At 64.8% G+C, this 24,134-nt stretch carries 22 protein-coding genes; 9 read left to right on the plus strand and 13 right to left on the minus strand.

Annotation, left to right across the window (positions count from 1 at the left end; genetic code table 11):
* Positions 1–15 precede the first annotated feature (15 nt).
* Positions 16–2,136 (minus strand): TonB-dependent siderophore receptor, encoded by a 2,121-nt coding sequence (locus tag HH800_RS12330; RefSeq protein WP_169861247.1) that lies wholly within the window; start codon positions 2,134–2,136, stop codon positions 16–18.
* Positions 2,137–2,630: 494 nt separating this feature from the next.
* On the opposite strand from HH800_RS12330, the gene HH800_RS12335 reads away from it, so the two are divergent.
* From HH800_RS12335 to HH800_RS12370, 8 genes are all read left to right on the plus strand, one after another.
* On the plus strand, positions 2,631–4,199 hold the full coding sequence (locus HH800_RS12335; protein WP_169861248.1) for a PepSY-associated TM helix domain-containing protein: 1,569 nt from the start codon (positions 2,631–2,633) through the stop codon (positions 4,197–4,199).
* Positions 4,196–4,486, plus strand: a complete 291-nt coding sequence (locus HH800_RS12340; protein ID WP_069338624.1) for a DUF3325 domain-containing protein — start codon at positions 4,196–4,198, stop codon at positions 4,484–4,486. Before HH800_RS12335 ends, HH800_RS12340 begins: the two co-directional genes overlap by 4 nt.
* Positions 4,483–4,779 (plus strand): hypothetical protein, encoded by a 297-nt coding sequence (locus tag HH800_RS12345; RefSeq protein ID WP_169861249.1) that lies wholly within the window; start codon positions 4,483–4,485, stop codon positions 4,777–4,779. Before HH800_RS12340 ends, HH800_RS12345 begins: the two co-directional genes overlap by 4 nt.
* Before the next feature lie 2 nt (positions 4,780–4,781).
* Entirely contained in the window at positions 4,782–5,036 is a 255-nt protein-coding gene (locus HH800_RS29085) for a hypothetical protein (RefSeq protein WP_235682106.1), read from the plus strand.
* Positions 5,033–7,087, plus strand: a complete 2,055-nt coding sequence (locus HH800_RS12355) for a TonB-dependent receptor plug domain-containing protein (protein ID WP_169861250.1) — start codon at positions 5,033–5,035, stop codon at positions 7,085–7,087. The genes HH800_RS29085 and HH800_RS12355 overlap by 4 nt, the downstream gene beginning before the upstream one ends.
* On the plus strand, positions 7,084–7,446 hold the full coding sequence (locus tag HH800_RS12360) for a hypothetical protein (protein WP_235682107.1): 363 nt from the start codon (positions 7,084–7,086) through the stop codon (positions 7,444–7,446). The genes HH800_RS12355 and HH800_RS12360 overlap by 4 nt, the downstream gene beginning before the upstream one ends.
* A 157-nt stretch (positions 7,447–7,603) precedes the next feature.
* Complete coding sequence (locus tag HH800_RS12365) at positions 7,604–9,751, plus strand: TonB-dependent receptor (protein WP_169861251.1); 2,148 nt, start codon at positions 7,604–7,606, stop codon at positions 9,749–9,751.
* A gap of 113 nt (positions 9,752–9,864) precedes the next feature.
* Positions 9,865–11,202, plus strand: coding sequence for an LLM class flavin-dependent oxidoreductase (locus HH800_RS12370; protein WP_169861252.1), 1,338 nt, complete (start codon positions 9,865–9,867; stop codon positions 11,200–11,202).
* 55 nt (positions 11,203–11,257) lie between these two features.
* Here the strand turns inward: HH800_RS12370 and HH800_RS12375 are convergent, their stop codons facing one another.
* From HH800_RS12375 to HH800_RS12410, 8 genes are all read right to left on the minus strand, one after another.
* Positions 11,258–11,908 carry a peroxiredoxin-like family protein gene (locus HH800_RS12375; RefSeq protein WP_169861253.1) on the minus strand — a complete coding sequence of 217 codons (651 nt, stop codon included), beginning with the start codon at positions 11,906–11,908 and terminating at the stop codon, positions 11,258–11,260.
* Between the two features lie 95 nt (positions 11,909–12,003).
* Positions 12,004–12,795 (minus strand): class II aldolase/adducin family protein, encoded by a 792-nt coding sequence (locus HH800_RS12380; RefSeq protein ID WP_169861254.1) that lies wholly within the window; start codon positions 12,793–12,795, stop codon positions 12,004–12,006.
* A gap of 17 nt (positions 12,796–12,812) precedes the next feature.
* Positions 12,813–13,766: an aliphatic sulfonate ABC transporter substrate-binding protein gene (locus tag HH800_RS12385; protein ID WP_169861255.1), complete on the minus strand. Its 954-nt coding sequence runs from the start codon at positions 13,764–13,766 to the stop codon at positions 12,813–12,815.
* 1 nt (position 13,767) lies between these two features.
* Complete coding sequence (locus tag HH800_RS12390) at positions 13,768–14,856, minus strand: LLM class flavin-dependent oxidoreductase (RefSeq protein ID WP_169861256.1); 1,089 nt, start codon at positions 14,854–14,856, stop codon at positions 13,768–13,770.
* A 21-nt stretch (positions 14,857–14,877) separates the two neighbouring features.
* Positions 14,878–16,140: a rhodanese-like domain-containing protein gene (locus tag HH800_RS12395; RefSeq protein WP_169861257.1), complete on the minus strand. Its 1,263-nt coding sequence runs from the start codon at positions 16,138–16,140 to the stop codon at positions 14,878–14,880.
* On the minus strand, positions 16,137–16,751 hold the full coding sequence (locus tag HH800_RS12400) for a cysteine dioxygenase (protein ID WP_169861258.1): 615 nt from the start codon (positions 16,749–16,751) through the stop codon (positions 16,137–16,139). The genes HH800_RS12395 and HH800_RS12400 overlap by 4 nt, the downstream gene beginning before the upstream one ends.
* Positions 16,748–17,539 (minus strand): ABC transporter ATP-binding protein, encoded by a 792-nt coding sequence (locus HH800_RS12405; RefSeq protein WP_169861259.1) that lies wholly within the window; start codon positions 17,537–17,539, stop codon positions 16,748–16,750. The genes HH800_RS12400 and HH800_RS12405 overlap by 4 nt, the downstream gene beginning before the upstream one ends.
* Before the next feature lie 2 nt (positions 17,540–17,541).
* Positions 17,542–18,360 (minus strand): ABC transporter permease, encoded by an 819-nt coding sequence (locus HH800_RS12410; RefSeq protein WP_169861260.1) that lies wholly within the window; start codon positions 18,358–18,360, stop codon positions 17,542–17,544.
* Between the two features lie 266 nt (positions 18,361–18,626).
* On the opposite strand from HH800_RS12410, the gene HH800_RS12415 reads away from it, so the two are divergent.
* Positions 18,627–19,463, plus strand: a complete 837-nt coding sequence (locus HH800_RS12415; protein WP_004207521.1) for a LysR substrate-binding domain-containing protein — start codon at positions 18,627–18,629, stop codon at positions 19,461–19,463.
* Between the two features lie 18 nt (positions 19,464–19,481).
* Here the strand turns inward: HH800_RS12415 and HH800_RS12420 are convergent, their stop codons facing one another.
* The 4 genes from HH800_RS12420 to HH800_RS12435 form a co-directional block, all read right to left on the minus strand.
* On the minus strand, positions 19,482–20,426 hold the full coding sequence (locus HH800_RS12420) for an NAD(P)-dependent oxidoreductase (protein WP_161733307.1): 945 nt from the start codon (positions 20,424–20,426) through the stop codon (positions 19,482–19,484).
* 4 nt (positions 20,427–20,430) lie between these two features.
* Positions 20,431–21,606, minus strand: coding sequence for an acyl-CoA dehydrogenase family protein (locus HH800_RS12425; protein ID WP_097383539.1), 1,176 nt, complete (start codon positions 21,604–21,606; stop codon positions 20,431–20,433).
* A gap of 4 nt (positions 21,607–21,610) precedes the next feature.
* Complete coding sequence (locus HH800_RS12430) at positions 21,611–22,585, minus strand: ABC transporter substrate-binding protein (RefSeq protein WP_169861261.1); 975 nt, start codon at positions 22,583–22,585, stop codon at positions 21,611–21,613.
* Between the two features lie 269 nt (positions 22,586–22,854).
* A complete protein-coding gene (locus tag HH800_RS12435) occupies positions 22,855–24,132 on the minus strand; it encodes a DUF2264 domain-containing protein (RefSeq protein ID WP_169861262.1) in 1,278 nt (425 codons plus the stop codon).
* Positions 24,133–24,134 lie beyond the last annotated feature (2 nt).

Below are 24,134 nucleotides of genomic sequence, written 5' to 3' on the forward strand. Positions count from 1 at the left end.
GGCGAGCGCATGCCTTCAGATTCTGCCGCGCAGCGTCACCAGAGTATTGCGCGGATCGCCATAGGCATCGGTCGAGCCCCAGCGGATATCATAGCCGATCGCCTTGTAATAATGCTTGTCGAACAGATTGTTGATGTTGGCCTGAAGATCGAACCGGTCGCTGATCTTGTATCCCAGCATCAGGTCGGCAACGGCATAGCCCCCCTGTTCGACGCGGAAGGCGACATTGTTGAAATTGGCGCCGTTATTGTCGTTGTATATGCGACTCTGCCAGTTAAGTCCGGCGCCGACACGCAGCCGGTCGAGCTTCCCCGGCATAGTGTAGAAGGTCGACAATTTAGCCATGTGGCGGGGCATGTCGGTGTCGAAATTCTTGCCGCCATTTTCGGGGTTGGTGTCCCGCACAAATTGAATGCTGGTATAGGTATAGCTGAGCGAAATGTTCCAGTCGGGCGTAATCGCGCCCTGAAGCTCGGCATCAATGCCCTTGCTGCGCACCAGGCCAGCAGCCGTCGAGCAACTGCTGGCCGGGAAGCTGGGACAACCGCTCTGATCGGTCGGCACAAATGCCCTATTCCGTTGGTCGATGCGGAAGAGCGCGATCGCCGCATTCAGCGCCCCGTCGAGATATTCGCCCTTGATGCCCACCTCGTAATTCTGGCCGGTGATCGGCTTCAGGATCGCCTGGCTATCGGTGTCTACGGCAAAGCCCCTGGCCGTCTGCGGCTGAAAAATGTCGGTGAAGCTGGCATAGAGCGAATGACGACGATCGATGTCCAGGATCGCGCCGGCATAGACGGTCTTGTGGGCATCGACCTTGTAATCGCCGGTCGCAGCCGTGCGATTATCATAATCATACCAATCCAGCCGCCCGCCCAGGATAACCTTCAGCCCGTCGAACGGATTGAGCCGGGTCGAGGCATAGAGACCGCCCTGGGTGATGACGTTCCGGCTGTAGGTCGTCGGCACGAAATTGGGTCGAGCACCGCTGGCCGGGTCGAAATCGAACATGTCGACATCGCCCGCGAGCAGCCCGCCCCCGCTGTAATTTTGCGTGCCTGTCGAGGTCTCGCGTCGGCTGGCACCGAATGTCAGATCATGGTCACGACCAAACAACGTGACCGGCCCGCTGGCATAGAGGTCGACACTGGCCTGATCCTCGTCATAGGCGGCCTGATAGGCGGAATGGGTGAGCGTCAGGTCGGGCCGGCGATAGACATAGGTGCCGGAGAACATGGCATCCTGCCACACCTTCATGCTCGCCAGCCGGACGCTCCAGTCGTGACCGAACCGATGGGTCAGTTCGCCAAAGACAGTGTTCGACTTCTGGCTTTTGCCTTCCCAGTCATAGCTGGGTCGGGTCGAGCGCGGCAGGTCGAGATGCGCGCCGGTAGCGCTGAGCGGCAAGCCGCCCCAGAAGCTATTGAAGAAATCATCCTGATGGGTGGCGCCCACCATGAGCGTCGTATCAGGGCCGATATCATATTCGCCGATCGCATGGATCAGGCCGCGATGAATGACCTCGCCATCGCGGAAACTGCTGCTGTCCTGATAGGAGCCGATAACCCGCACCCGCAGATTGCCGGCCTGATCGACACCGCCCGACATGTCGATCTGCCCGCGATAATTGTCCCACCTGCCGGCCGATCCTTCGAGATTGAGCTGAAAGTCGCGGGTCGGGCGCTTGCGCACCAGATTGATCGCCGCCGATGGATTGCCGCTGCCGGTTACAAGGCCCGTAGCGCCGCGCACCACCTCCACCCGGTCATAGATGGCCATATTGGCCTGACTTCCCACGACCCATCCCTGATAGCGGGACGGCAGACCGTCATACATGATGTTGTCGATATCGAAACCGCGCGCGGTAAAGCTCGGGCGGCCGGGCCCGCTGGAATAGTTGAGGAAAAGGCCTGGCGTATTTTTCACCACGTCGGTGATGTTGGTCATCACCTGATCATCCAGTCGCTGGCGGGTGACGACGGTCACCGACTGCGGCGTCTCGCGGATCGACATGGGCAGCTTCGTCGCGGTCTTCATCGACCGGGTCGTGTAAGAGCCGGTCCCTTCGGTAGATGCGGGATCACTGGTCAGCCCATCATCAACGGCCTCCCCTTCAACCCGGACCGACCCGAGCATGACAGCCTGACCATCCTGACTGGCTTGTTCCTGCCCAAACGCAGGCACCGCCGCGGCAACGATACCGCCCCCAGACAGCAACGCCCCCATCCATCTCATATGTCGCATTCCAGCCCCTTTATTGCTATTGATTCGCATATGCGAATTAGGGGCTGTGATTTATGCTGTCCAGTACGGGGCATGTTGCGCGTTCGACAAGGACTATTTGCCGGACATGGCAGCCCTTACGACCACAAAAAATCAAATGTCTTGTTTTGCAAATAAATCTCATTTGCGTTAATGGCACCATCCCAACGCGACGAGGTGCCAAGCGAACCACTCGCCATGGGGTATGCAATTTGTAGGCAACGGGGCGGCTTTCCAATATTTCTCGACGTTTTTCTTTGGAAATCCAGTCACGCCAAACGTCAACCGAACAGGGCATTGATGAGCATTAGCGAACAGCGGGTTATGCACGAGCACAGGTCAGTAGAGATCGCTGGAGGCAAGGCATCATGAAGGCATCGCTGCGCCAGACCATGTCGACGCTGCACACCTGGACCGGGCTGCTGCCTGGCTGGCTGCTGTTCGTCATCTTCCTGTTCGGCACGGTTGCGTTCTTCCAGCAGGAAATATCGCAATGGATGCGACCCGAGCTGGCACCTGTCCCGGTCAGTGAAAAGGCAATCGACGCCGCCGACACGATCCTGCGCAAGGAAGGCGCGGGTGCAGACGACTGGACGCTCTCCCTTCCCGGTTCGCGCGGCGGCGAAGGCTTCTCCATCGGTTGGACACCGGCGGGCGGCGACCGCTCAAGTCAGCAGGAACGGACGCTCGATGCCACCAGCGGCGCCCTGACCAGCGTGCGCGATACGCGCGGCGGTTTCTTCCTCTATCGCATGCATTTCGACCTTCATTATATGCCGGTCATGTGGGCGCGCCTGCTCGTAAGCCTGGCTGCACTCGCCATGCTGGTCGCGATCCTGAGCGGCGTCGTCACCCACAAGAAGATCTTCACTGACTTCTTCCTGCTGCGCTTCGGCAAGGGCCAGCGCTCCTGGCTCGACGCGCATAATGTGACCGCCGTCCTCGCCCTGCCCTTCTATCTGATGATCACCTATACCGGGCTCGTCACCCTGCTTTTCACCCTGATGCCATGGGCGATCAGCGCAAATTTCCCGTCGACCGACGCCTATTATGAGGCCGCCTTCCCGTCCGGGCCGAAGAGCGAACCGAGCGAGACCAAGGCGGAACTGCGCCCGATCCCCGAACTGCTGCAGCGTGCCCGCACTCTGCGTCCCGGTTTCGAGCCCAGCTATGTCAGCATCAGCCATCCCGGCAATGCAGCCGCGATCGTCCGCATCTGGCCCCGCACCGAAACGCTGGGCGGCCACCAGCCGATGCTCTACCTTAACGGCGCCACCGGCGAACCGCTGGCTGGCCCACGCGAAGGCGGTGCAGCGACCGCGACCAAGGGGGTGATGATCGACCTCCATGCCGGCCGCTATGCCAACCCGGCCTTGCGGTGGCTCTATTTCCTTTCTGGTGTGGGCGGCACGATCATGGTCGGCAGCGGGCTAGTGCTGTGGACGGTCAAGCGTCGCGCCAAGCTGCCCGATCCGGCCCGGCCCCATTTCGGTTTCCGTCTGGTCGAACGGCTGAACATCGGCGTCATCGCCGGCGCATCGGCAGGGATCGCGGTCTATTTCCTCGCCAACCGGCTGCTTGATCCGGCAATCGCCAAACGCGCCGACTGGGAAGTCAACGCCCTGTTCATCGCCTGGGGCGCGATCTTTGTGTGGAGCCTGGGCCGGCCGGCACGGCGGGCCTGGGTCGAGACGCTGGCCGCCTGCGCCCTGCTCTATGCCGCCATTCCGCTGGTCAACGCCGCCACCACGCCCCGCGGCCTGCCCGCCAGCGTGATGGCGGGTGACGCTATCTTCATCCTGTTCGACCTGATGATGATCCTGACCGCCACCGGCTTCGCCTTTGCCGCCCGCAAGGTGGCAACCCACCAGTCCAAGGCCAAGGCGCGCAGCCGCACGCGCCAGCCCAAGCAAGATTTTCAGGAGGTGCCGGCATGACCCATGTCGCAACAGCCCTGCTGTCGCTCGGCGGCTTTGCGCTGCTGTTTCTGGCGATGGCCCGCCACCAGCAGGACTGGCTTCGTCGCAAGCTGCCCGACCAGCAATCACGCCGATTGCGCCAGGCGGGCTTTGCGCTGCTGAGCATCGCCTTCCTGATCGCAGGCCTTGGCCTTGGCTGGGGTTATGGCAGCGTCGCCTGGTTCGGCTGGCTGAGCGCCGGCGCCGTCACGATCGTGACGCTCAATTGCAATCGCGAGCGCATCCTCACTTGGGTGCGGCCATGATCGGGTTCAGCTCTGTCGCTCGTGCGCGCTGGGCCAATGCCGGACGGATCACGGCCTGCACGCTGGGTGCCTATGGCCTGACCGCGCTCGTCACTGCGGCCCTTTCCCGCCTGCTCGTTCGCCTTGGCACTGATGCGGTCGAAGCCGTCACCGGCGTTACGCTTGCCAGCTTTGCCTTGTTCGCGGTGATCGCAATAAGCGCCTTTCACGCGCGCAATCCGGCGCGGGCATGGAGCGTCATGATCCTCCTGGCCCTGCCACCCGCCATGCTGCTGCTCATGCTTTCGGAATAGATATGGCCTCGCCCCCTCTCCCCCGTGCGCCACTGACCGATTATGTCGTGCCAAAATCGGCGCCGACGCTGAGCATCTTTGCCTTGGCTCCGCCGGCTGCGCCACCGGAAGCGGCACGCGAAGTGCCGCCCGGCCCCGAACAGTTCCGGGCGGAAGAGTCGCAGTCAATGCCCCGGCAGCCTATCCTGGAGCCACCCGAGGATGTGAAGGTCGAAAGCATCGAACGGGTCGTGCCGGTAAAGTCTTTCCCGCAATGATGCTGTTCCATGCGATGATGGCCGGCCTTGCCATGACGGCGGGTGCGATGGCGAGCGAACAGGAAGGGGCGCAGGACAATAGTCCGCCGGCTCATCCGCCGATCGTCCCGGCTGGTCCTGATCCGGTTTATCCGGCCGATTTCTACGCGCCCTTTCAGCCCCAGACCGCGCTCGACATGCTGGAGCGCACCCCCGGCTTCCTGTTGAGCGAGGGCAACAGCCTGCGCGGTTTTGGCGGCGCGGCCGGCAATGTGCTGATCGATGGTCAGCGACCTACGGTGAAGGCCGGCGGCATTACCGAGGTGCTGCGCCGGATCGGTGCCGCACGCGTCGAGCGGGTCGTGCTGTTGCGCGGGACCGACGCGGCCGAGGCACAGGGACAGACATTGGTGGCCAATGTCATCCTGCGCACCGATGGGGGCGGATCGGGCAATGCCTCGCTGAAGCTCAGCCATACCCGCGACGGCCGAATATCGCCCTCTGCCCAGATCAGCCACGCACGCAAGATTGCCGGCTGGCAAAGCAATGTGGAACTGTCGGTCGAGCAGGTCCGCTACCCGATCGACGGCATCTATCATATCAGCGACGGCAACGGCATGCCGACCGAGACCCGGCATGAGCGCATCATCGGCAAGGCACCGGAGATCGGGCTTGCGGCATCGACATCGGGCGCGCTGGCCGGCGGTACGCTGACGCTCAATCTCCGGCTCAATCGGGATGGCTATGAATCCGACCGGGCGATCATGATCACGCCGACTGACGGTGCAGCGATGATCGAGCGGACCATCGGCTATGACGAAAAGGGGCGCAGTGGCGAATTGGGGCTCGACTGGACCCGCACCCTTGGCAAGGACTGGTCGGCAAAGCTGGTGGGGCTCGGTCGGGTCGAACGCCTGACCACCAACGAGGACTATGTCGAGCCGGGCTATCGTGGCGTTTCGACGCTGGCGCAGAAGCCGTTGGAGCTGGTCGGTCGCACGACGCTGACGCGGGGTGGTGACCATATGCTCCGCCCCGAACTGGGGATGGAGATCGCCTATAACCGGCTCAACAGTGCCCTCGACTATGCGGAGGATAATGGCAGCGGCCTGACGCCGATCACCCTGGCCAACGCCAATAGCCGTGTATCCGAACTGCGGGGCGAGGCCTTTGCCAATGTCACACTGCGCCTCGGCAAGCGCTGGACGCTGGAAAGCGGCATGGCGTTCGAACTGTCGCGTATCCGCGTTACGGGGGATGCTGCGAACAAGCAAAGCCTGTCCTATTGGAAACCGTCTGCCGCTCTGGTCTGGTCGCCGCGCGATACCAGCCAGTTGCGACTGGGCATTCGCCGCACGGTCGATCAGCTCGACTTCGGCGATTTCGCCGCATCGGTAAATCAGGCCGACGGCCGGCCGCTCGGTGGAAACGCGCAATTGCGCCCAGCCCGCGTTACCCGCGCCCTTGCCCGTGCCGATCATCGCTGGGGCAAGGGCGGCGCGCTGGCGGTCGAGGCCTATCATCAATGGCACCAGGGGATGCTTGGCTATCTCCTCCTCCCCACCGGCGACGAAGCGCTGGGGACGATCGGCAATGCCCGGCAATGGGGCATCAGCACGCAAGCAACCCTGCCGCTCGATGCCGCCCTGCGTGGCGCGCGGCTGACGCTCGACGGCACGCTACGGGGATCGCGCATGCGCGACCCTGTAACCGGAGACAACAGGAAGATGGACGATATCGCGCCACGCAGCCTGACCGCCGAGTTCCGCCACGACGTGCCGAAACTGCGTTCATCCTGGGGGATCAGCTATACCGCCGCCGAACAGGGCGATGTTTTCTACACCAGTGAGCGACTGACCTGGCGCGACGATGCCGCGTTCGATGCCTATGTCGAAACCACGGCGCTGGCCGGGTTCAAGACGACGCTGCGGGCCAGCGCGCTCAACGGTCAGGATTATCATCGGCTGCGCCGCTTCTACAGCCCGAGCCGGGCAGGCAGCTATAGCGGGCAGGAACAGCGCAACCAGTGGGAGGGGGCCATCGTCTCGCTGACATTGGCGCATGCGCTGTGAACCGCTCCACCCTGCCCCTCCACCGCCGCACGCGGACCGAGCGCCGGGTGCTCGCAATGCTGCGAGGCGAGGAGCAGCGGATCGGTCTCGCGGCCATCGACAGCTTCGCCCGCCTGCGCAGGATCGCCATCGAATGCGGCCTGCGCATCCAGCCGCCCGGCGCCCGCTATGTCAGTGACGACGAACTGGTCCTGCTTGCCTCGCTGGCCGATGCCCAGCGCCTCAGCTCTGGCCCCACAACAACCCTGGACGAACGGCTGACCGCCGATATCCGCTCCTGCGCGGAGCTGCTGATCCGGAATAATCTGCGGCTATCGCCCCTTACCCTTTATAGCGGGCGCGGAGCACGCCGAAGCTGACCACAGCCGATGATCGGCGCCCCCATCTCTGCCGCACGAATCTATGAGCCATTCTCCCGCCAGATTGCCCGAACTCATTTGCGCAAATTGTCTACAACTTTAGTTGACAGTTAACGCTGAGCCCCGGCTGCGGCGGATCAAGATTGAGTGGGGAACAATGAAAAAAGGGATTTTCCTGGCCGCTGGTTGCAGCGCGATCATGGCCGCGGCAATGGCCGGGTCGTCCTGGGCACAGGCGCCAGCGCCGGCAGAGGATGGCGGCGCCGGCGGCGGCATCATCGTCACCGCCGAGCGGCGCGCCACGGACCTTCAGAAGACCGCGATCGCGATTTCCGCCTTCACGCCGGAAACGCTGGAGCAGCGCAACATCACCAATGTGCGCGACCTGGCCGGCCAGGTGCCCAACCTGTTCGTGGCGCGGACATCGATCAGCCACACCACCCAGACCTTCTCGCTGCGCGGCGTGGGCGAATCCGACCCAATCCAGGAGCCGGTGCTCGCCATCTATGTCGATGACGTCTACATTCCGCGCCAGATCGCCTCGATGAGCGAATTTGTCGATCTGGAACGGATCGAGCTGCTGCGCGGGCCACAGGGGACGCTCTATGGCCGCAACTCGTCGGCCGGTGCGCTGCGCATCATCACCCGCGCCCCCGACGAAACCACCCGTGTCACCGCCGAACTGGGCTATGGCAGCTATAATGACGTACAGGGCCGGGCGCTGGTCAGCGGCAAGATCGCGGGCGACCTGTCGGGCAGCATCGCCTGGATCCATCGTACCCGCGACGGCGTCACCTACGACCCGACGCTGGGCCATGACGTCAACCGGATCGACCTCGACGCCTGGCGCGGCAAGCTGCGCTATACCGGCATCGCCAATCTCGACGCGCTGCTGACCGTCAACATCCTGCGCGACCGCAGCGATACCCGGTCCTATATTCCGGTCAACCAGCCCGGCAGCTTCAGCCGCCGCCGATCCTATTCGGAGGTCGAACCGGACCAGCATCTCAATTCGCGCAGCGCGTCGCTGCGGCTGGTCTATGACCTGTCGCCCAGCCTGTCGATCAAGTCGATCAGCGCCTATACCGGCTTCAACCTCAACCCCGTCAATTACGAGAATGACGGCGAGGCCGCACTGATCCAGAAGAACCTGATCCATTATAATGACCGGGCCTTCAGCCAGGAGATGCAGCTGAACGGCGACTTTGGCGACCTCAGCTTCACCAGCGGCCTCTTCTACCTGCACGAACGTTTCTTCGTGGAGCGCGACGGCTTCAGCCGGACCGGCACCGCGGCGACCGCGCCCATCAACCGGCTGCGCGCCCACAACATCACCTATACCGATGCCTATGCCGTGTTCGGCGAGGGCAGCTGGAAGGCGAGCGACATATTCAGCCTGACCGCCGGCCTGCGCGGCACGATCGAGAAGAAGCGCTTCGTCTTCGACAACAAGGTGATCGACGATGATCGCAATGTCGTGGCCCAGTCGATCGCCGGCGAGGCGGAAAAGACCTGGAAGGCGCTGACACCGAAATTGTCGGTGCAGGCGCAATGGACGCCCAATCTGCTCAATTACCTCACCTATTCGCGCGGGTTCAAATCCGGCGGGTTCGACAATCGCGCCACCCGACTGGACCTGGCCACCCTGCCCTTCGATCCGGAAAAGGTTTCCACCTATGAAGGGGGCCTCAAGGCCACCTTGTTCGGCGGCGCGCTGCGCAGCAACCTCGCGGTCTTCTACAATGACTATAAGGACCTTCAGGTCTCCTTCTACGATCCCGTCTATGTCGGCACGCGCCGGGGTAATGCCGGCAAGGCGCATAGCTGGGGCGTGGAGCTGGAAAACGACCTGCGCCTGTCGGAGCGTTTCGCGATCCAGGCATCGGGCGGTTATCTCAAGGCCATTTATGACGATTATAAGGGCGCCGGCGGGGTCGGCGTCAACGCGGATGGCAATCCCCTGCTGAACGCGCCCAAATGGTCCTTCTCGGGCGGCGCCAATTACGAACTGCCGCTGGGCGCGAGCGGCAGCAGGCTGCGGCTGTCGGCCAATGCCCAATATCAGAGCAGCTTCTACCAGAACGCCCTCGCCCGACCGCAGGACGAGGTGCCGGGCCAGACCTTCGTCAATGGCTCGATCACCTGGATATTGCCGGACGACCGCTTCCAGTTCGCCATCCAGGGCAAGAATATCCTGGGCGCGAATAAGCCGGTCAGTTCGACCTACACGCCGTCGACCGGGGTTTATTACAAAAATTATCCCGACCCCGCGACGGTACTGCTGAGCGTCCGCTTCTCCTACTGACGGCGCGCTATTTGCCCATTTCATATGTGCTTGATGAGACCGCGTTGGTCGCGCGAACTGCCCGGGCGTAGATGGAATGGGCTCACCCTCCCCTCCAGCAGAAGGACAAGGCCATGGCCCGTTCTCCGCATATCAAGCTCGGCTTCATCCTGCATGGCGTCGGCCGCACCTGGCATGACTGGCGCCATCCCGACCGCGACGTCAATGCCAGCACCAGCCTCGCCCGCTATCAGGAACAGGCGGCGACCGCCGAACGGGGCAAGTTCGACTTCCTGTTCGTCGCCGACAGCCTGTCGATCACCGAACGATCCAGCCCCCATTATCTCAACCGGTTCGAGCCGATCACCATCCTGTCCGCACTGGCGGCGACCACCAGCCGGATCGGCCTGGTCGGCACATTGACGGTCAGTTACTCCGAGCCCTTCAATGTGGCGCGGCAATTCGCCTCGCTCGATCATTTGAGCGGTGGACGGGCCGGCTGGAACGTCGTCACATCCTGGCTGGGCGATACCGCTGCCAATTTCAGCAAGTCCGAACATCCCGCCCATGCCGTGCGCTATCGCATCGCCGCCGAATATCTCGATGTGGTCCAGGGCCTGTGGGACAGTTGGGAAGACGGCGCCCATGTCGCCGACAAGGCGAGCGGCCAATTCGTCAATCCCGATCGGCTGCATCCGCTCGATCACAAGGGCGAATTCTTCCAGGTGCGCGGGCCGCTCAACATCAAGCGCACGCCGCAGGGCCAGCCGGTGATCTTCCAGGCCGGCGCATCGGACGATGGCCGCAACTTCGCCGCGCGCCGAGCCGAGGTGATCTTCACCCATGCCGAGACGATCGAGGCGGGCCAGGCCTATTATGCCGACGTGAAGGCGCGGGCGAAGGGCTTTGGCCGCGATGCCGACCAGTTGTTCATCCTGCCGGGCATCGCCGCGATCGTCGGTGACAGCGACGAAGAGGCCGAGGCGCGCTATCGCGAACTGGCTGCGCTGGAGTCGATCGACACTGGCCTCGGCTTCCTGTCGCGCACCTTCAACGACCATGATTTCCGCCAATATGATCTGGACGCCCCCTTCCCCGACGTCGCGCATCTGGGCCTCAACAGCCAGCAGAGCGGGACGCTGCGCATTCTGGCCGAAGTCGAGGCGGAGAGCCTGACCTTGCGCCAGGTGGCCGAACGGCTGGCGACGCCGCGCGGCGCTTTCGTGGGCTCGGCCGAGACGGTGGCGGATCAGTTGCAGCGCTGGTTCGAAAGTGGCGCGGCCGACGGCTTCGTCCTGTTCGAGCCGCTGCCGGGGCAACTGGCCCTGTTCGTCGACAAGGTGATCCCGATCCTGCAGCAGCGCGGCCTGTTCCGCACCGACTATGAGGGCACGACCTTCCGCGAGCATCTGGGCCTGTCGGTACCGGACAATCGCTACAGCGCGGCGCGCGAGGCCAAGTCGGCCGCCTGATCCCATCGAACAAGAAAAGGCCCGGCAATCAAATTGCCGGGCCTTTTTCTCGCGTTTAGCGCAGCCAGGCGAGGATATCATCCGCCTCCGGTCGGTCGAGCCAGTCGGGGCTGACCTGCAAGCGCTGCACCACCCGACCCGGCCCCAGCAGCAGCGCCGCGGGCTGCGGCAATTCCCAGCTGCCCGTGCCGGTCACCTCGCCGATCCAGCCGGCGGGCGGTGGCGACGGGCGATCATCGGGGACGAAGGCGATGCCGAGCAGGCGGGCGAGCTGATTGTCGCGATCGGTCGCGACGGCGAAGGGCAGATCGTGGCGGCGCTTGATCTCCGCCAGCCGATCGGGCTGCTGCGGGCTGAGCGCAACCAGCGGGATACCGCGCGCGCGCAGCACCGGCCAGAGCGTTTCGGCATAATAGGGCAAGGCGATATTACAGGCCGGGCAGCCGGCGAAGCGGAAGAAGATCAGCAGCGCCGCCCCCTGCGCCGTCAGCGCGTCGAGTGTCAGGCTGCCACCATCGACATCATCGAACCCCAGATTGGGCAGAACATCGCCCGGCTGCGCTACCGTCGCCGCATCGAAGCGCGCCACCAGCTGCTGCCGCTGCGCCGCGTTACGCGCCAGCTGGGCGGGCGACCAGTCCCGTTCCCGTTCTGCCTGAAGCGCGGCATAGCGCGCCCTCAAATTGTCGCCGACGATCGTCGCCATCTGCCTGTCTCCTTTGCTGGAGATAGGAAAATGGCGCCGCGGGGCACGCGACGCCAATGAGACTTGACGGAAAGCCGCCGATTAATCCTTATAGATCAGCTGTCATAGCCCGCTGCCTGGCGCGATGCCTTGCGCAGCGCCGCTTCCCAGACCAGATCATAATGGGTGCGCCGTCCCTCGACCGGCTGGCGCTCGCGCGACATCTGGCGCTTCACTTCCGCCTGCGCCTCCTCCGGCGCGATCAGCACATTGTCGCGCCCGACGCTGAGCGAACGGACCTGCGCGGTGCAGGCGGATTCCAGCTGATAGATGCCGCTCCATGCTTCTCCCGGAGAAGCGCCGAGCGCCAGCGTGCCATGGTTGCGCAGCAGCATGACCTTGGTATCGCCCAGGTCCGCCACCAACCGCTCGCGCTCGTCCAGGTTCAGCGCCACGCCCTCATAGTCATGATAGGACAGGCGCGGGATCAGGGCCAGCGCACGCTGGTTCAAGGGCAGCAGCCCTTCGGCATGGGCCGAAACCGCCATGCCGTCGGCGCTGTGAAAATGGGCGATATAATGGGCGTCGTCGCGCGCGCCGTGGATCCCCGAATGGATGACATAGCCGGCATAGTTGATGCCATAGTCGCTCTCCCCGATGACATTGCCGTCGAGGTCGACCTTGACCAGGCTGGATGCCGTGATCTCGTCGAACATCAGGCCGAACGGATTGATCAGGAAATGATGGTCCGGCCCCGGCACGCGGGCGGAAATATGAGTGTAGATGAAATCGTCCCAGCCATAGAGCGCCGAAAGCCGGTAGAAAGCGGCGAGATCGACCCGCACCTTCCATTCGGCTTCGCTGATGCCGGTGCGGGAAAAACGATCATCCTTGAGGATGGTGGCCATGGGGAAAGCTCCTTGCGTCAGGATCCGAAACTGGTGTCGAAGGCCTGCGCCACGTCCCGTTTGGGATCGATCAGGCCGGCGCGGCGATAGCGGTCGACGATCGCCTGCTCATGGGCGATCACCTTGGCATCGACGGGCTGCGAAATGCGGTTGCTGCGTTCGAAACTGGCGCGGGCGATGTCGATCGGCAGGCCGGTTTCCTTGGCCAGCACGGCGGCGAACTGGTCGGGATGGGCGCGGGCCCAGGCGACCGCCGTCGTCTCACGCTGGAGGAAATCGGCGAGCAATGCGCGCTTGGGCGCGATCGAGGCATCATGGGCGATGTCGATATAGAGCGGCAGGCCGTAATCCTTGGCGTCAGCAACCGCCCGCGCCCCTTCCTTGACCGCGACATTGGTATAGGGGGTCCAGGTCGACCAGGCGTCGATCGATCCACTGTCGAACGCAGCCTTGGCATCGCCCGGCGGCAGGAAGGTGACCTTGACCTTGTCGGCGGGGATATGCGCCCGCTCCAGCGCCTGGAGCAGCAGGTGATGGCCGATCGATCCGCGCGTGGTGGCGATTGTCCTGCCGACCAGATCCTGCGGCGAGCGGATCGACGATCCGTCCTTCACCAGGATCGCCAGTGCCTCGGCCGCCTGGTTGGCAGGGGCCTGGACCGCGATCGCCTTCACTGGACTGCCGCTCTGATAGGCGAAGATGAAGGGCGCGTCGGCGGCAAGGCCCAGATCGGCCGCACCGCCGCCGACCGCTTCCAGCAGCGGCTGAGCGGCGGGAAATTCCGACCATTCGACTTTGTAGGAGGCGCCATCGAGCGCGCCGGAGGCAAGCATCATCGCCTTGACCTGCCCCTTCTGGTTGGCGACGCGCAGCACCGGCACCTGTTCGGCGCGATATTGGGTGACAGCGAAAGCGACACCGGCGGAGGCGATCAGCGCGCCGGCGGTCAGGATCAGCTTTGTCTTCGCCATGTCAGCCCGCGAGCGCGACGTCGACCTTCTCCCGCTCGGCCACCTTGCGGCGGACGACCGGCAGCAGTTCGCGGCCATAGAGGATGGAATCGCCCAGCGGATCGAAGCCGCGGATCAGGAAATGATCGATGCCGATATCATAATAATCGAGCATTGCATCGGCCACCTGTTCGGGCGTGCCGACCAGGCCGGTGGAATTGCCAGCCGCGCCGGTGAGCGCAGCGACGCCGGTCCACAGCCGCTTGTCCTGCCGATTGGCCTTGGCTGCCTCCAGCAGGCGCAGCGATCCGACATTGGGCGGGCGATGGCCGGTCAGCGGCAGGCCAGCCGCGACGCGGTTTTCGCGCACCTGCTCCTCGATCTCCGCCGCGCGCTTCCAGGCCGCTTCCTCCGTGTCGGCGATCACCGGGCGCAGCGACAGCGAGAAGCCGGGAGTGCGGCCATGACGGGCGGCCGCACGGCGCACCTGGCGCACCGTGTCCTGCACCGCTTCGAGCGTTTCGCCCCAGAGCGCATAGACATCGGCATGGCGCCCGGCGACCTCGATCGCCTCGGCCGAGGAACCGCCGAAGAAGACGGGCAGATTGTCCGGCTTGATCGCGCTGAAGGCCTGGCGAATGTCGTAGAAGTCACCCTGATGGTCGAACGGCTGGGCCGCGGTCCATTCCTGGCGCAGGATGGTCAGATATTCGTCGGTGCGCTGATAGCGCTGCGCCTTGACCGTGCCGGTGTCGCCGTCACGTGCCATTTCCTCGTCGGCGCCACCGGTGATGATATGCACCGCGACCCGCCCGCCCGATAGCTGGTCGAGCGTGGCCAGCTGGCGCGCGGCCACGGTCGGCTGGGTAAAACCGGGCCGATGGGCGACCAGAAAGCCCAGCCTGCTAGTCAGCGCGGCGGCATGGGCCGCGACGATCTGACTTTCCGGACTATTGGAACCGAAGGGGATGAGGACGCGATCAAAGCCGCCATCTTCCTGCGCCTTCGCCGCAGCCTCGACATAGTCCTTGTCGAGCACACGGCTGCGCACCGCCGCCTGGGTTTCCGAGCCATTGTTGAAGCCGATATAGCCGATGAACTTGACGCTCATGGGGTCATTCCTTCCCGAAGTTCAGATGACGTAGAAGCCGTGGGTGCCGTCCTTTTCGAGCTGGGCGACAAGGCCATATTCCCAGTCGAGATAGGCCTGCATCTTCTCGGCCTTGTTGTCGGTGCCCTCATAGGGGCGCTTGTAGCGGCCCTCGGGTCCACGCGGGGGTGGCGCGCCGTCGCTGCCGCGTTCCAGCACCACCGCCGACCAGTCGACCGACAGGACATAGACTTCCCAGCCAAGCTGGGCGAGCCAGGAGGCACTCATGTCGGCGCGCGGGCCAAGATCGTCGGTGACGACGATGCGGGCGCCGCGCACCGGCGCATTATGGTCGGTTTCCTGCACCAGCTGGCCGCCCTGCGCATTGCGGAAGCCGGGCAGATGACCCGCCTCATATTCACGCGGCTGGCGCACATCGTAGAGATAGAGGGTGCGGGCGGTATCAGCCTTCAGATGCTCCAGATCGTCCCAGCCGATCCACTTGACCCCGGCGCGGTAGGCGACATCGCGGGCATGGGCACGGGCCGCCTCGATCGCCTTGCCATCGACCTCCGGCGCGGCGCGCACCTGGCCGGTTTCCAGCCCCTGCCCGGCCAGCGTCCAGCCGATCGTGCCGTTGCGCAGCGCATAGACCTTGTTGGGCAGGCCGGCATTGACCAGAGACTGGGTGCCGATGATCGACCGGGTACGGCCGGCGCAGTTGACGATGATGGTGGTGTCGGGATCGGGCGCGATCGTGCCTGCGCGCAGCACCAGTTCGGCGCCGGGCACGCTGGTCCCGGTCGGGATGCTCATCGTGTGATATTCGTCATAACGGCGCGCGTCGAGGATCGCGATGTCGGCCTTTTCGTCGATCAGCGCCTGCACATCTTCGGCCGCCAGGCTGGGGGTATGGCGGCGATGCTCGACCAGTTCGCCGAACGCCTTGGAATAGCTGTTCACATCCTCAAACAATTCATAGCCGGCGTCGCGCCAGCCTTGCAGCCCGCCCTCCAGTTCGCGCACGTCGGTATAGCCAAGCGCCTGCAATCGCACGGCGGCACGGCGCGCCAGCCCCTCGCCCGCATCATAGACGATGATCGGCGTGTCCAGCCGGGGGATGCGCCAGCGCGCTTCCTCATCGATGCGGCGCAGCGGAATCTGGGCGGCGAACAGTGGATGGCCCTGCGCAAACTCATGCTCCTCGCGCACGTCGATCAGGGCGATCTCGTCGCGGGCGATCAGCGCGGTGCGGATATCGGCCGGGGTGGCGACCTCTATGCGGTCCAATATGTCGGTGGTCATGCGTTTCTCGATCTGTCCCAGAGGTTGGGGATGACGCGGTTGGCGTATCCGGAGATGAAGCTTTTGGGTGTGCCGTCAGGGGCGAAGGTCGCGCGCTCGACCGCGCCGATATTGCCGCCATAGACATGGATGCTGACCGACGGCGCATCGGCCCGGCCGTTGGATACGCGGTGGATGTCGCCGATCCGGGGCGACACGGCATCCACCTCGCCCTCGCGCAATATGTCCGTGCCCTGCGCGACCAGTCCGCCGCCGGGCAGCCGGTGGAACCGCTCGACCTGCTCGCTGCCGCGCAGCACGCCGACCAGCCCCCAGACGCCATGGTCGTGGATCGGGGTCGACTGACCCGGCCCCCAGACGAAGCTGACGATGCTGAACCGCTCGCGGCTGTCGCAATGGAGCAGATATTGCTGATAACGATCGGGGTCCGGCCGGGCATATTCGGGCGGCAGCCAGCCGTCGCGGGCGATCAGCCGGGCAAGCAGAGTGCGGCCACTTTCCAGCAGCGCCTGTTCGTCACGGGTGCAGGCGATCAGATCGGCCAAGGCGGTGACGAAACCGCGTAGGCGGCTGGTATCGACCGGCCGGTCGATCGTGGTGACCGCGTTCATTCCGCCGCCTCCGCCTGACGAGCGAAGGGCACCACCCCCTCACCATGATGGTCGCCGCCCAGATGGGACAGAAGCTGTTCGCGCAGCCGGCCGGCGAGCCCCGCCCGCTCGCCGCGCGGCGCGTGAATGCGCTCCTCCGCGACGATCCGTCCCTTGTCGAGCACCAGCACCCGGTCGGCCAGCGCAATCGCTTCCTCGACATCATGGGTGACGATCAGCACCGCCGGCTTGTGCGTCCGCCAGAGCGAGAGGACGAGGTCATGCATGCGATAACGGGTCAGCGCATCGAGTGCGGCAAAGGGCTCATCGAGCAGCAGCAATTGGGGTTCGCGCACCAGCGCGCGGGCGAGCGCGGCGCGCTGCGCCTCGCCACCGGACAGGGTGAGCGGCCAGGCGTCCAGCCGATGGCCAAGGCCGACTTCCTTCAGCGCGGCTTGCGCCCGGTCGCGGATGGCACCGCCTTTCAGGCCCAGCGCGACATTCTTCCAGACCGGTTTCCACGGCAGCAGTCGGGCATCCTGGAACACGACGGCGCGGCTGTCGGGCACCTCCACATCCTGCGCGCCGGCATCGTCCAGCCCGGCGAGGGTGCGCAGCAAGGTGGTCTTGCCCGATCCCGACCGGCCCAGCAGGGCGATGAACTCGCCCGGCGCGATTTCCAGGTCCAGTCCGTCGATGATGCGGTTGGCGCCAAAGCTGCGGGTGAAGTGCTGCAGGCGGACGACCGGTTCGGGATGCGGCTGGTGCGCCGCGCTGTCGATGCTGGAAAAGCCGAGGCGCGCGTCCATGATCAATTCTCCACTATGCTGGGGCGCCAGACGAGGGCGCGGGCTTCGAGGGACCGGACCAGCCAGTCGGCACCAAGGCCGAGAATGGCGTAGACCATGAGGCAGACGACGATGATGTCGGTGCGCATGAAGTCGCGGGCATTATTGATGAGATAGCCAAGCCCGGCCGAGGCGTTGATCTGCTCCGCCACCACCAGCACCAGGATCGAGATGGACAGGGCGTAGCGCAGCCCGACCAGCAGCGAGGGCAAGGCGGCGGGCAACACGACGTGCCAGACCTGTTCCCAGCGGCTGAGGCCGAAGCTCTTGGCGGCATCGAGCAGGCGCGGATCGACACCGCGAATGCCGGCATAAAGGTTGAGATAGACCGGGAAGATGGTGCCGAAGGCAATGAGCGCGATCTTGGGCGTCTCGCCAATGCCGAACCAGACGATGAACAGCGGCGTCAGCGCCAGCGCGGGAATGGTCCGCTTGATCTGCATAAGCGGGTCGATCGCCAGTTCCGCGCCGCGCGACAGGCCCGCTGCCAGCCCCAGACCCAGACCCAGACCAACGCCGATCAGCAGGCCGACCGCGACGCGGGCGAAGGAGACGAGCAGGTTGGAGGGCAGTTCGCCGCTCAGCACCATCTGGATCAGCGTGCCGATCACGGCGGAGGGCGCGGCCAGCGTGCGTTCGGGGATAAGGCCCGTGCGCGAGCCCAGTTCCCACAGCAAAAGTAACAGCAAAGGTGACAGCCATCGGCCGCCGAAGCGAGCGAGGGAGAAGCGGCGTCTGGCGCGCTGCGACGGCGTGTCGCCCCTTATTGCCAATGCGGTCATGTCCATCCGTCATGCTGGTGAAGTCGCCTTCATCCAACACCAATTCTCTACTCATTCAATTGAGTTTTATCCGATGGGTCTATGAGGGAAAATCATAGGTGGTCATTCGCCCCCGATTCCGGGCGTTTCGGCGCGCGACGGCCGCGATAGCTTTTCCTGTCCCCGGACAAACTCTACTATTTTGATTGATATATTGCCATGGATCATAAGCACAGGCCCGTGCCCGGCATCGGATCGGCCCCCTTTCACCATCAGAAGGATATGCCGTGCCGGTCAATCTGCCGACCAATCTCCTGCGCAGCTTTGTCGCGATCGTCGACACCGGGTCGATGCTCAATGCGTCGGAACAGGTGTTCGTCACCCAGTCCGCCCTCAGCCTGCAGATCAAGCGGCTGGAGGAACTGGTGCAGCAGTCGCTGTTCCTGCGCGAAGGCCGCCGCCTGCACCTGACCGCGGCGGGCGAGGTGCTGCTCGACTATGCGCGCCGGGTGCTGAGCCTGCATGACGAGGCGGTGGCGGCGGTCAGTGCCGGCCGCTTTGCCGGCCCGGCGCGGATCGGCATGGTCCAGGATTTCGCCGACAGCCTGCTTTCGGGCCTGCTCTCCCGCTTTGCCGAGCTGCACCCGGACGCGCAAATCTATGCGCGGGTCGCGGGCACGGCCGAGTTGCAGGCGCTGCTCGACCGGCGCGAGCTGGACATATTGCTGGGCTTTGCCGCGCCCAATGACGGCAGCGCGGTCACGGTGGCGCCGATGAGCTGGTATGGCACGGCCGAACTGGTTGATCGCGACACCATCCCGCTGGCGGTGCTGGAGGAGCCGTGCCGTTTCCGCGAGGCGGCGATCCGGGCGCTGGAGGATATGGGTCTGCAATGGCGGATCGCGGTCGAGACGCCCAACCTCGCCACGCTGCGCGCGGCAGTGGCCGCGGGGCTGGGCATCACCGCGCGGACCCATTTGTTCCAGGATGACATGACAGTGCTGGAGCATGAGCGGCTGCCCACCCTACCCCGCGTCGCCGCGATCCTGCGCACCAGCGACAAGCTGGACCGCGCCGCGCATCGACTGGCAGAACTGGCGCGCGAGACAGTGACCGGGCTTTAACCCCCGGTCACCCAGACCTTAGTACCCGCGCGCCGGATCGACGATGTCGGACGGTGCCTCGCCCCGAACGAAGCGGGTCAGATCGTCCTGGATCTTTTCCAGCAGGCGATGGCGCACCAGCTGGTAATTGCTTGAAATATGCGGGGTCAGCCGCACCTTGGGATGAGTGTAGAGGACATGCCCCTCCGGCAGCGGTTCGGGGTCGGTGACGTCCAGCGTCGCAAAGCCCAGCCGGCCATCATCCAGCGCCCGCACCAAAGCCGCCTGATCGACCACCGATCCGCGTGCGACGTTGATGAGATGCGCGCCCGGCCGCACCCGCGCCAGCAGTGCATCGTCAACCAGATGGCGGGTCTGGGCAGTGGCGGGGACGGCGAGCAATATATGATCCGCCTCCTCCACCAAAGTCCCGACATCGCCGACCAGTTGCACGCCCGGCACGCTGGGTTGCGCGCCGGATCGCCGCACGCCGATCACCTGCGCGCCCAGCGCCAGGCCGCGTCGTGCGACCGCCGCGCCGATCGCGCCCATGCCGATGATGCCGATGGTCGTGCCCGACACCCGGCCCAGTTGCGCCGGCCCCCATTGTGCCCGCGAACGGACGGTGACGGCGTCCAGATTCTTGGCATGGGCATAGATGGCGGCGATCGCATAATCGGCGATCTCCTCCGACGCGACGCCGCGGCCACAGGTGACGAGCGGCGCGTCAAGCAGCCAGTCGGGATAGAAATCGACCCCGACCGAAGCGCTGTAGACCCATTTGAGGCGCCCCGGCCAGGGTGCGGGACGACGCACCTCCGGCGCGCGCCAGGCCGGCGACGGGCGGATCAGCAATATATCGGCCTCGTCGGCGGCGCTCCAGGGCGCGTCCTCGGCAACGTCGATCAGCACGGGGGCGGACGGATGACGGGCCAGACTCCGGTTGAAATCCGGCTCCATCTGGCTGGCGATGATCAGGGACATGGGCTCAATTCCCCAGCGCCGCGCGACCAGCGGCAATCAGGATGGTGTCGGTCTGCGGCGAATGGATACGGCTGCACAGCACGTCGCGATAATGGCGCTCCAGCGGATTATGGCGGCTGATGCCGGGGTTGCCGGTCAGTTCCAGCCCGATCTCGACCGCGCGGATGGCGTTGGCGGTGGCGACATATTTGATCGCATTGGCCTCGACCGCCGGTGGCGGATCGCCTGCGTCGATCCGCGCGGCGGCGTCGCGCACCAGCGTCCGGTTGACCTGCAACAGCGCCTCGATCTCGCCGAACTTCTCCTGCACGCGCGGCAGGGTGGCAAGCGATGCGCCGAGGTTGCTCGGCACCCGATCGTTGAGATAGGCACGCAGCCAGTCGCGCGCGGCGCGCGCCACCCCGTCATAAATGACCGAGATGGAGAGCGCATTCCACAGCGTCTGGACCGGATCGGGCGCGCCCCATTCCTCCGGCCGGCGAATATCGACCGCATGGTCGGCCGGCGTCGGCGTGTCGGTGAAATGGACGGCATGGCTGACCGTCGCGCGCATCCCCAGATGATCCCAGGCCGGCTCGATCTCCACCCCCGGACTGCCGGCGCGAACCAGGAAATTGCCGACGCGCGGGACATCCTCGTCGGTCTTGGCCCAGACCGAATACCAGTCGAGCCCGGTCGATCCAGTCGAATAGATCTTCGTGCCGCTGATCGCCCAGCCATGGGCGGTGCGCCGCGCGATCGTGGCAGGTAGGCCGCCGCGCACGGGCGTGCCCAGTTCCGGTTCGACCCGCAGCCCGCCGATCAGCCCCCGGCCCGCCACCGCATCGCGCGCCAGCGTCTCATAGATGTCCGCCGGCCAGCCGCGCGCCCGGTTGGGCGTCGCATGATAATGATAGGTCATGAACAGGATCAGCGCGGTCGAGGGATCGCCCTTCGCCACCGCCGCCAGCACCCGCAGCGCTTCGGAAACCGACGCGCCCCGCCCGCCATGCGCGCGCGGCACGGTCAGCGCGATCAGGCCCTGTTGCGCCAATATGTCGAAATTGGCGCGGGGAAATTCGGCACTGCGGTCATATTGCTCCGCATTGGCCGCCAGCAAGCGGGTCAGCCGGTCGAGCTGGTCGGCGGGCACCGGCCCTTCGGGCGGCTGCGGCTGCACGGAAATTGCCTGGGTCGCCATGATATCAGCCTCTCTTGGGAATGGCGTCATTGAAGCGGGCGTCCCATAGCGGGCGGACGTCCACCCGCTTGGGCACCAGCCCGGCCTTGAAGAAGACATCGGCGACCTGCTGCTGCGATCCGATCGCCTCGGGCGTGACCGGGCGCAGTTCATAGGTCGCGCTCTTACGGCGGAACTGGTCGAGCACATAGTCGCGCGGCACGCCGATATCCTGGGCGACGATGCCGGCCCATTCGTCCTGATGTGCCGCCGCCCAGCCAAAGCCCTGTTGCACCAGCGCCAGATATTCGCGGATGATCGCCGCCTTGTCGGGATCGGCCAGCGCATCGACATGGGCGGAGACGAGATAGTTGCCTGACAGGATACCATAAGCGGTGCGCAAGATCCGCGCACCCTCTGTCGCGATCGCCCGCTGGATCGGGAAGCCATAGATCGCCCAGGCATCCAGCGCCCCTTGCGAAAAAGCGGCGGCGCCATCGGACACGCCCATCGCGACCGGAGTGATGTCGTCCCAGCTCAGGCCGACCTCCTCCAGCATCCGGATCAGGAAATATTGGGCGGTGGTGGCGCGGACATAGCCGACGCGCTTGCCCTTGAGGTCGGCGATGGAGCGCGCCTTCGATCCCTTCGGCACCAGCACGATCTGGTTATTGACGTCGCCATGGGCGACCGCGATCTGGCGGAAGCTCTGGATGGTCGAAGCGGCGGCGAAGATCGGCGGGATCTCGCTCATCCCGCCATAGTCGAGCGATCCACCATTGAGCGCCTCGACCACGAGGTGGCCGGACTGGAACTCGCTATAGACAAGGTCAAAGCCCTTGGGCTGGATGCCCGCCGCCTTGAACAGCAGGCGGGTGTCGCCATCGCCCTTGCCGGTGATCGACACCCGCAGTTTCGGCCGGCCCTTGCCAGCGCTGCCACAGGCGGTGAGCAGCAGGCTGCCCGCCGCCGCGCCCAGCAGATTGCGTCTGGACAACATCTCAGCGACCGCCGCTCGTTTCTCGCACACTTGCTGCGCTGGGATCACGTTCGAACAGGATTACCGTCGGATCGCGTAGCAATTCGCGCCGGGCCGCCGCCCTGAACCGGGCCAGCCTATCCGTCCACCGCTGCGTCCACGCCATGATATCCAAGTCCTCGTCTGATATGAGAGGACTTTATCTGCCAATTAAGTAGAGATATGTCTGTCAAGCTTTGCTGGGCCGCTTATTAGAAAGCCTTGACCTTCATCGAGCGGCGCCGGCCGCCTCAATTGGCGATATAATAGTCCTTCGGGAAATCCTGGCCCGCATAAGCCTTGCGCATGGTCCAGGGCTGGGCCGGCGCGGTCCAGTAGCTGCCGGAGGCAGGCAGGCCGAGCGCCAGCAGGCTTTCCGAGGTGATATACATGCTGCCGGCGTTGGAATAGACGTCACCCAGGCTCGGCTGATGCCGGGCAAAACCGATCGTCAGGAAGCTATCGGCATCGAAATTGCTGGGGTCAGAGAAAATGCGGCGCTGGGTTGCCATTGTCGCGGCGCGCACCTGCCCCTCGGGCAGTTTGGCATGGAGCAGCTTGCGCCAGGCAAGATAGGCGAGCGGCTGGTGGACGGCGGTGCGGTAGGTGAGCGAACGGCCGACCGGCGGGAAGGCGCCGTCCGGGCCGATCATCCGCTCCAGCGCCTCACCGAAACGCTGCATCCGCTGGATCTGGATGGCGAGCCGCTCCTTGGGATCGAGCGCGTTGAAGCGCGCATTGCAGCGGACCAGCACGTCCCAAATCTGGGTCAGCATCGGGTGGATGACATAGCTGTTATACATGTCGAAATGAAAATGCTCGCCGTCGGCATACCAGCCGTCGCCGACATACCATTCGCTGAACTTGCGCAGCGCCAGGTCGACCCGGATCGGATCCCATTGCGCCCCAACCGACAGCAGGAACACCTCGTTCATCGCCGCAAACAGCAGCCAGTTGGTATAGGGCGGCGCGACCCGGCGCAGCCCCTGTATCTCCTTGATGATCCGGTCCTTGGTTGTCCGGTCGAGCGGCTCCCACAATGTCTGCGGCGCGCGCAGCAGGGCGCTGGTAAAATAGGCGGAATCGACCAGCGGCTGTCCCTCTGCCTGCCAGAGCAGATAGTCGGGGCTCTTGGGATCTACACTATGGGCATAGCTCGCCAGCGCCTGCTCACGTAGCCGGGCGCGCAGTCGCCCTTCCGCGCCATCGGTATCGGGCAGCGCAAGCCAGGGCGCGATGCCGTCGATCAGCCGGCCAAAGGCTTCCAGAAAGGCGACCTTGGGATTGCGGCCATCCCAGGTCGGGCTGAGCTCGGGCTTCCACTGCGCCTGCAACTGCCCCCTGGCCATGCGCGACAGCACGGGGCTGGCCATGCGTTCGAGCAGCGCCAGGGCATAGCTGCGGTCGTCCGCATCGACGGCGACCGGCGCGGCCTCCCCGGCGTTGGCAAGCAAGGGCATGGCGGCGAAAGCGGCAGTGCCGGTCGCCATACCGGTCAGGATCGCGCGACGGTCGATATGGCTGGTCATGG

The sequence above is a fragment of the Sphingobium yanoikuyae genome (assembly GCF_013001025.1).
Classification (GTDB): Bacteria; Pseudomonadota; Alphaproteobacteria; order Sphingomonadales; family Sphingomonadaceae; genus Sphingobium; species Sphingobium yanoikuyae_A.

Coding starts and splice junctions, on each gene's coding strand:
- HH800_RS12420 (WP_161733307.1), bottom strand. CDS start 20,426: ATGTCCCTGATCATCGCCAGCCAGATGGAGCCGGATTTCAACCGGAGT.
- HH800_RS12435 (WP_169861262.1), bottom strand. CDS start 24,132: ATGACCAGCCATATCGACCGTCGCGCGATCCTGACCGGTATGGCGACC.
- HH800_RS12345 (WP_169861249.1), top strand. CDS start 4,483: ATGATCGGGTTCAGCTCTGTCGCTCGTGCGCGCTGGGCCAATGCCGGA.
- HH800_RS12370 (WP_169861252.1), top strand. CDS start 9,865: ATGGCCCGTTCTCCGCATATCAAGCTCGGCTTCATCCTGCATGGCGTC.
- HH800_RS12365 (WP_169861251.1), top strand. CDS start 7,604: ATGAAAAAAGGGATTTTCCTGGCCGCTGGTTGCAGCGCGATCATGGCC.
- HH800_RS12390 (WP_169861256.1), bottom strand. CDS start 14,856: ATGAGCGTCAAGTTCATCGGCTATATCGGCTTCAACAATGGCTCGGAA.
- HH800_RS12395 (WP_169861257.1), bottom strand. CDS start 16,140: ATGACCACCGACATATTGGACCGCATAGAGGTCGCCACCCCGGCCGAT.
- HH800_RS12330 (WP_169861247.1), bottom strand. CDS start 2,136: ATGCTCGGGTCGGTCCGGGTTGAAGGGGAGGCCGTTGATGATGGGCTG.
- HH800_RS12335 (WP_169861248.1), top strand. CDS start 2,631: ATGAAGGCATCGCTGCGCCAGACCATGTCGACGCTGCACACCTGGACC.
- HH800_RS12375 (WP_169861253.1), bottom strand. CDS start 11,908: ATGGCGACGATCGTCGGCGACAATTTGAGGGCGCGCTATGCCGCGCTT.
- HH800_RS12400 (WP_169861258.1), bottom strand. CDS start 16,751: ATGAACGCGGTCACCACGATCGACCGGCCGGTCGATACCAGCCGCCTA.
- HH800_RS12425 (WP_097383539.1), bottom strand. CDS start 21,606: ATGGCGACCCAGGCAATTTCCGTGCAGCCGCAGCCGCCCGAAGGGCCG.
- HH800_RS12385 (WP_169861255.1), bottom strand. CDS start 13,766: ATGGCGAAGACAAAGCTGATCCTGACCGCCGGCGCGCTGATCGCCTCC.
- HH800_RS12430 (WP_169861261.1), bottom strand. CDS start 22,585: ATGTTGTCCAGACGCAATCTGCTGGGCGCGGCGGCGGGCAGCCTGCTG.
- HH800_RS12405 (WP_169861259.1), bottom strand. CDS start 17,539: ATGGACGCGCGCCTCGGCTTTTCCAGCATCGACAGCGCGGCGCACCAG.
- HH800_RS12355 (WP_169861250.1), top strand. CDS start 5,033: ATGATGCTGTTCCATGCGATGATGGCCGGCCTTGCCATGACGGCGGGT.
- HH800_RS12340 (WP_069338624.1), top strand. CDS start 4,196: ATGACCCATGTCGCAACAGCCCTGCTGTCGCTCGGCGGCTTTGCGCTG.
- HH800_RS29085 (WP_235682106.1), top strand. CDS start 4,782: ATGGCCTCGCCCCCTCTCCCCCGTGCGCCACTGACCGATTATGTCGTG.
- HH800_RS12410 (WP_169861260.1), bottom strand. CDS start 18,360: ATGACCGCATTGGCAATAAGGGGCGACACGCCGTCGCAGCGCGCCAGA.
- HH800_RS12380 (WP_169861254.1), bottom strand. CDS start 12,795: ATGGCCACCATCCTCAAGGATGATCGTTTTTCCCGCACCGGCATCAGC.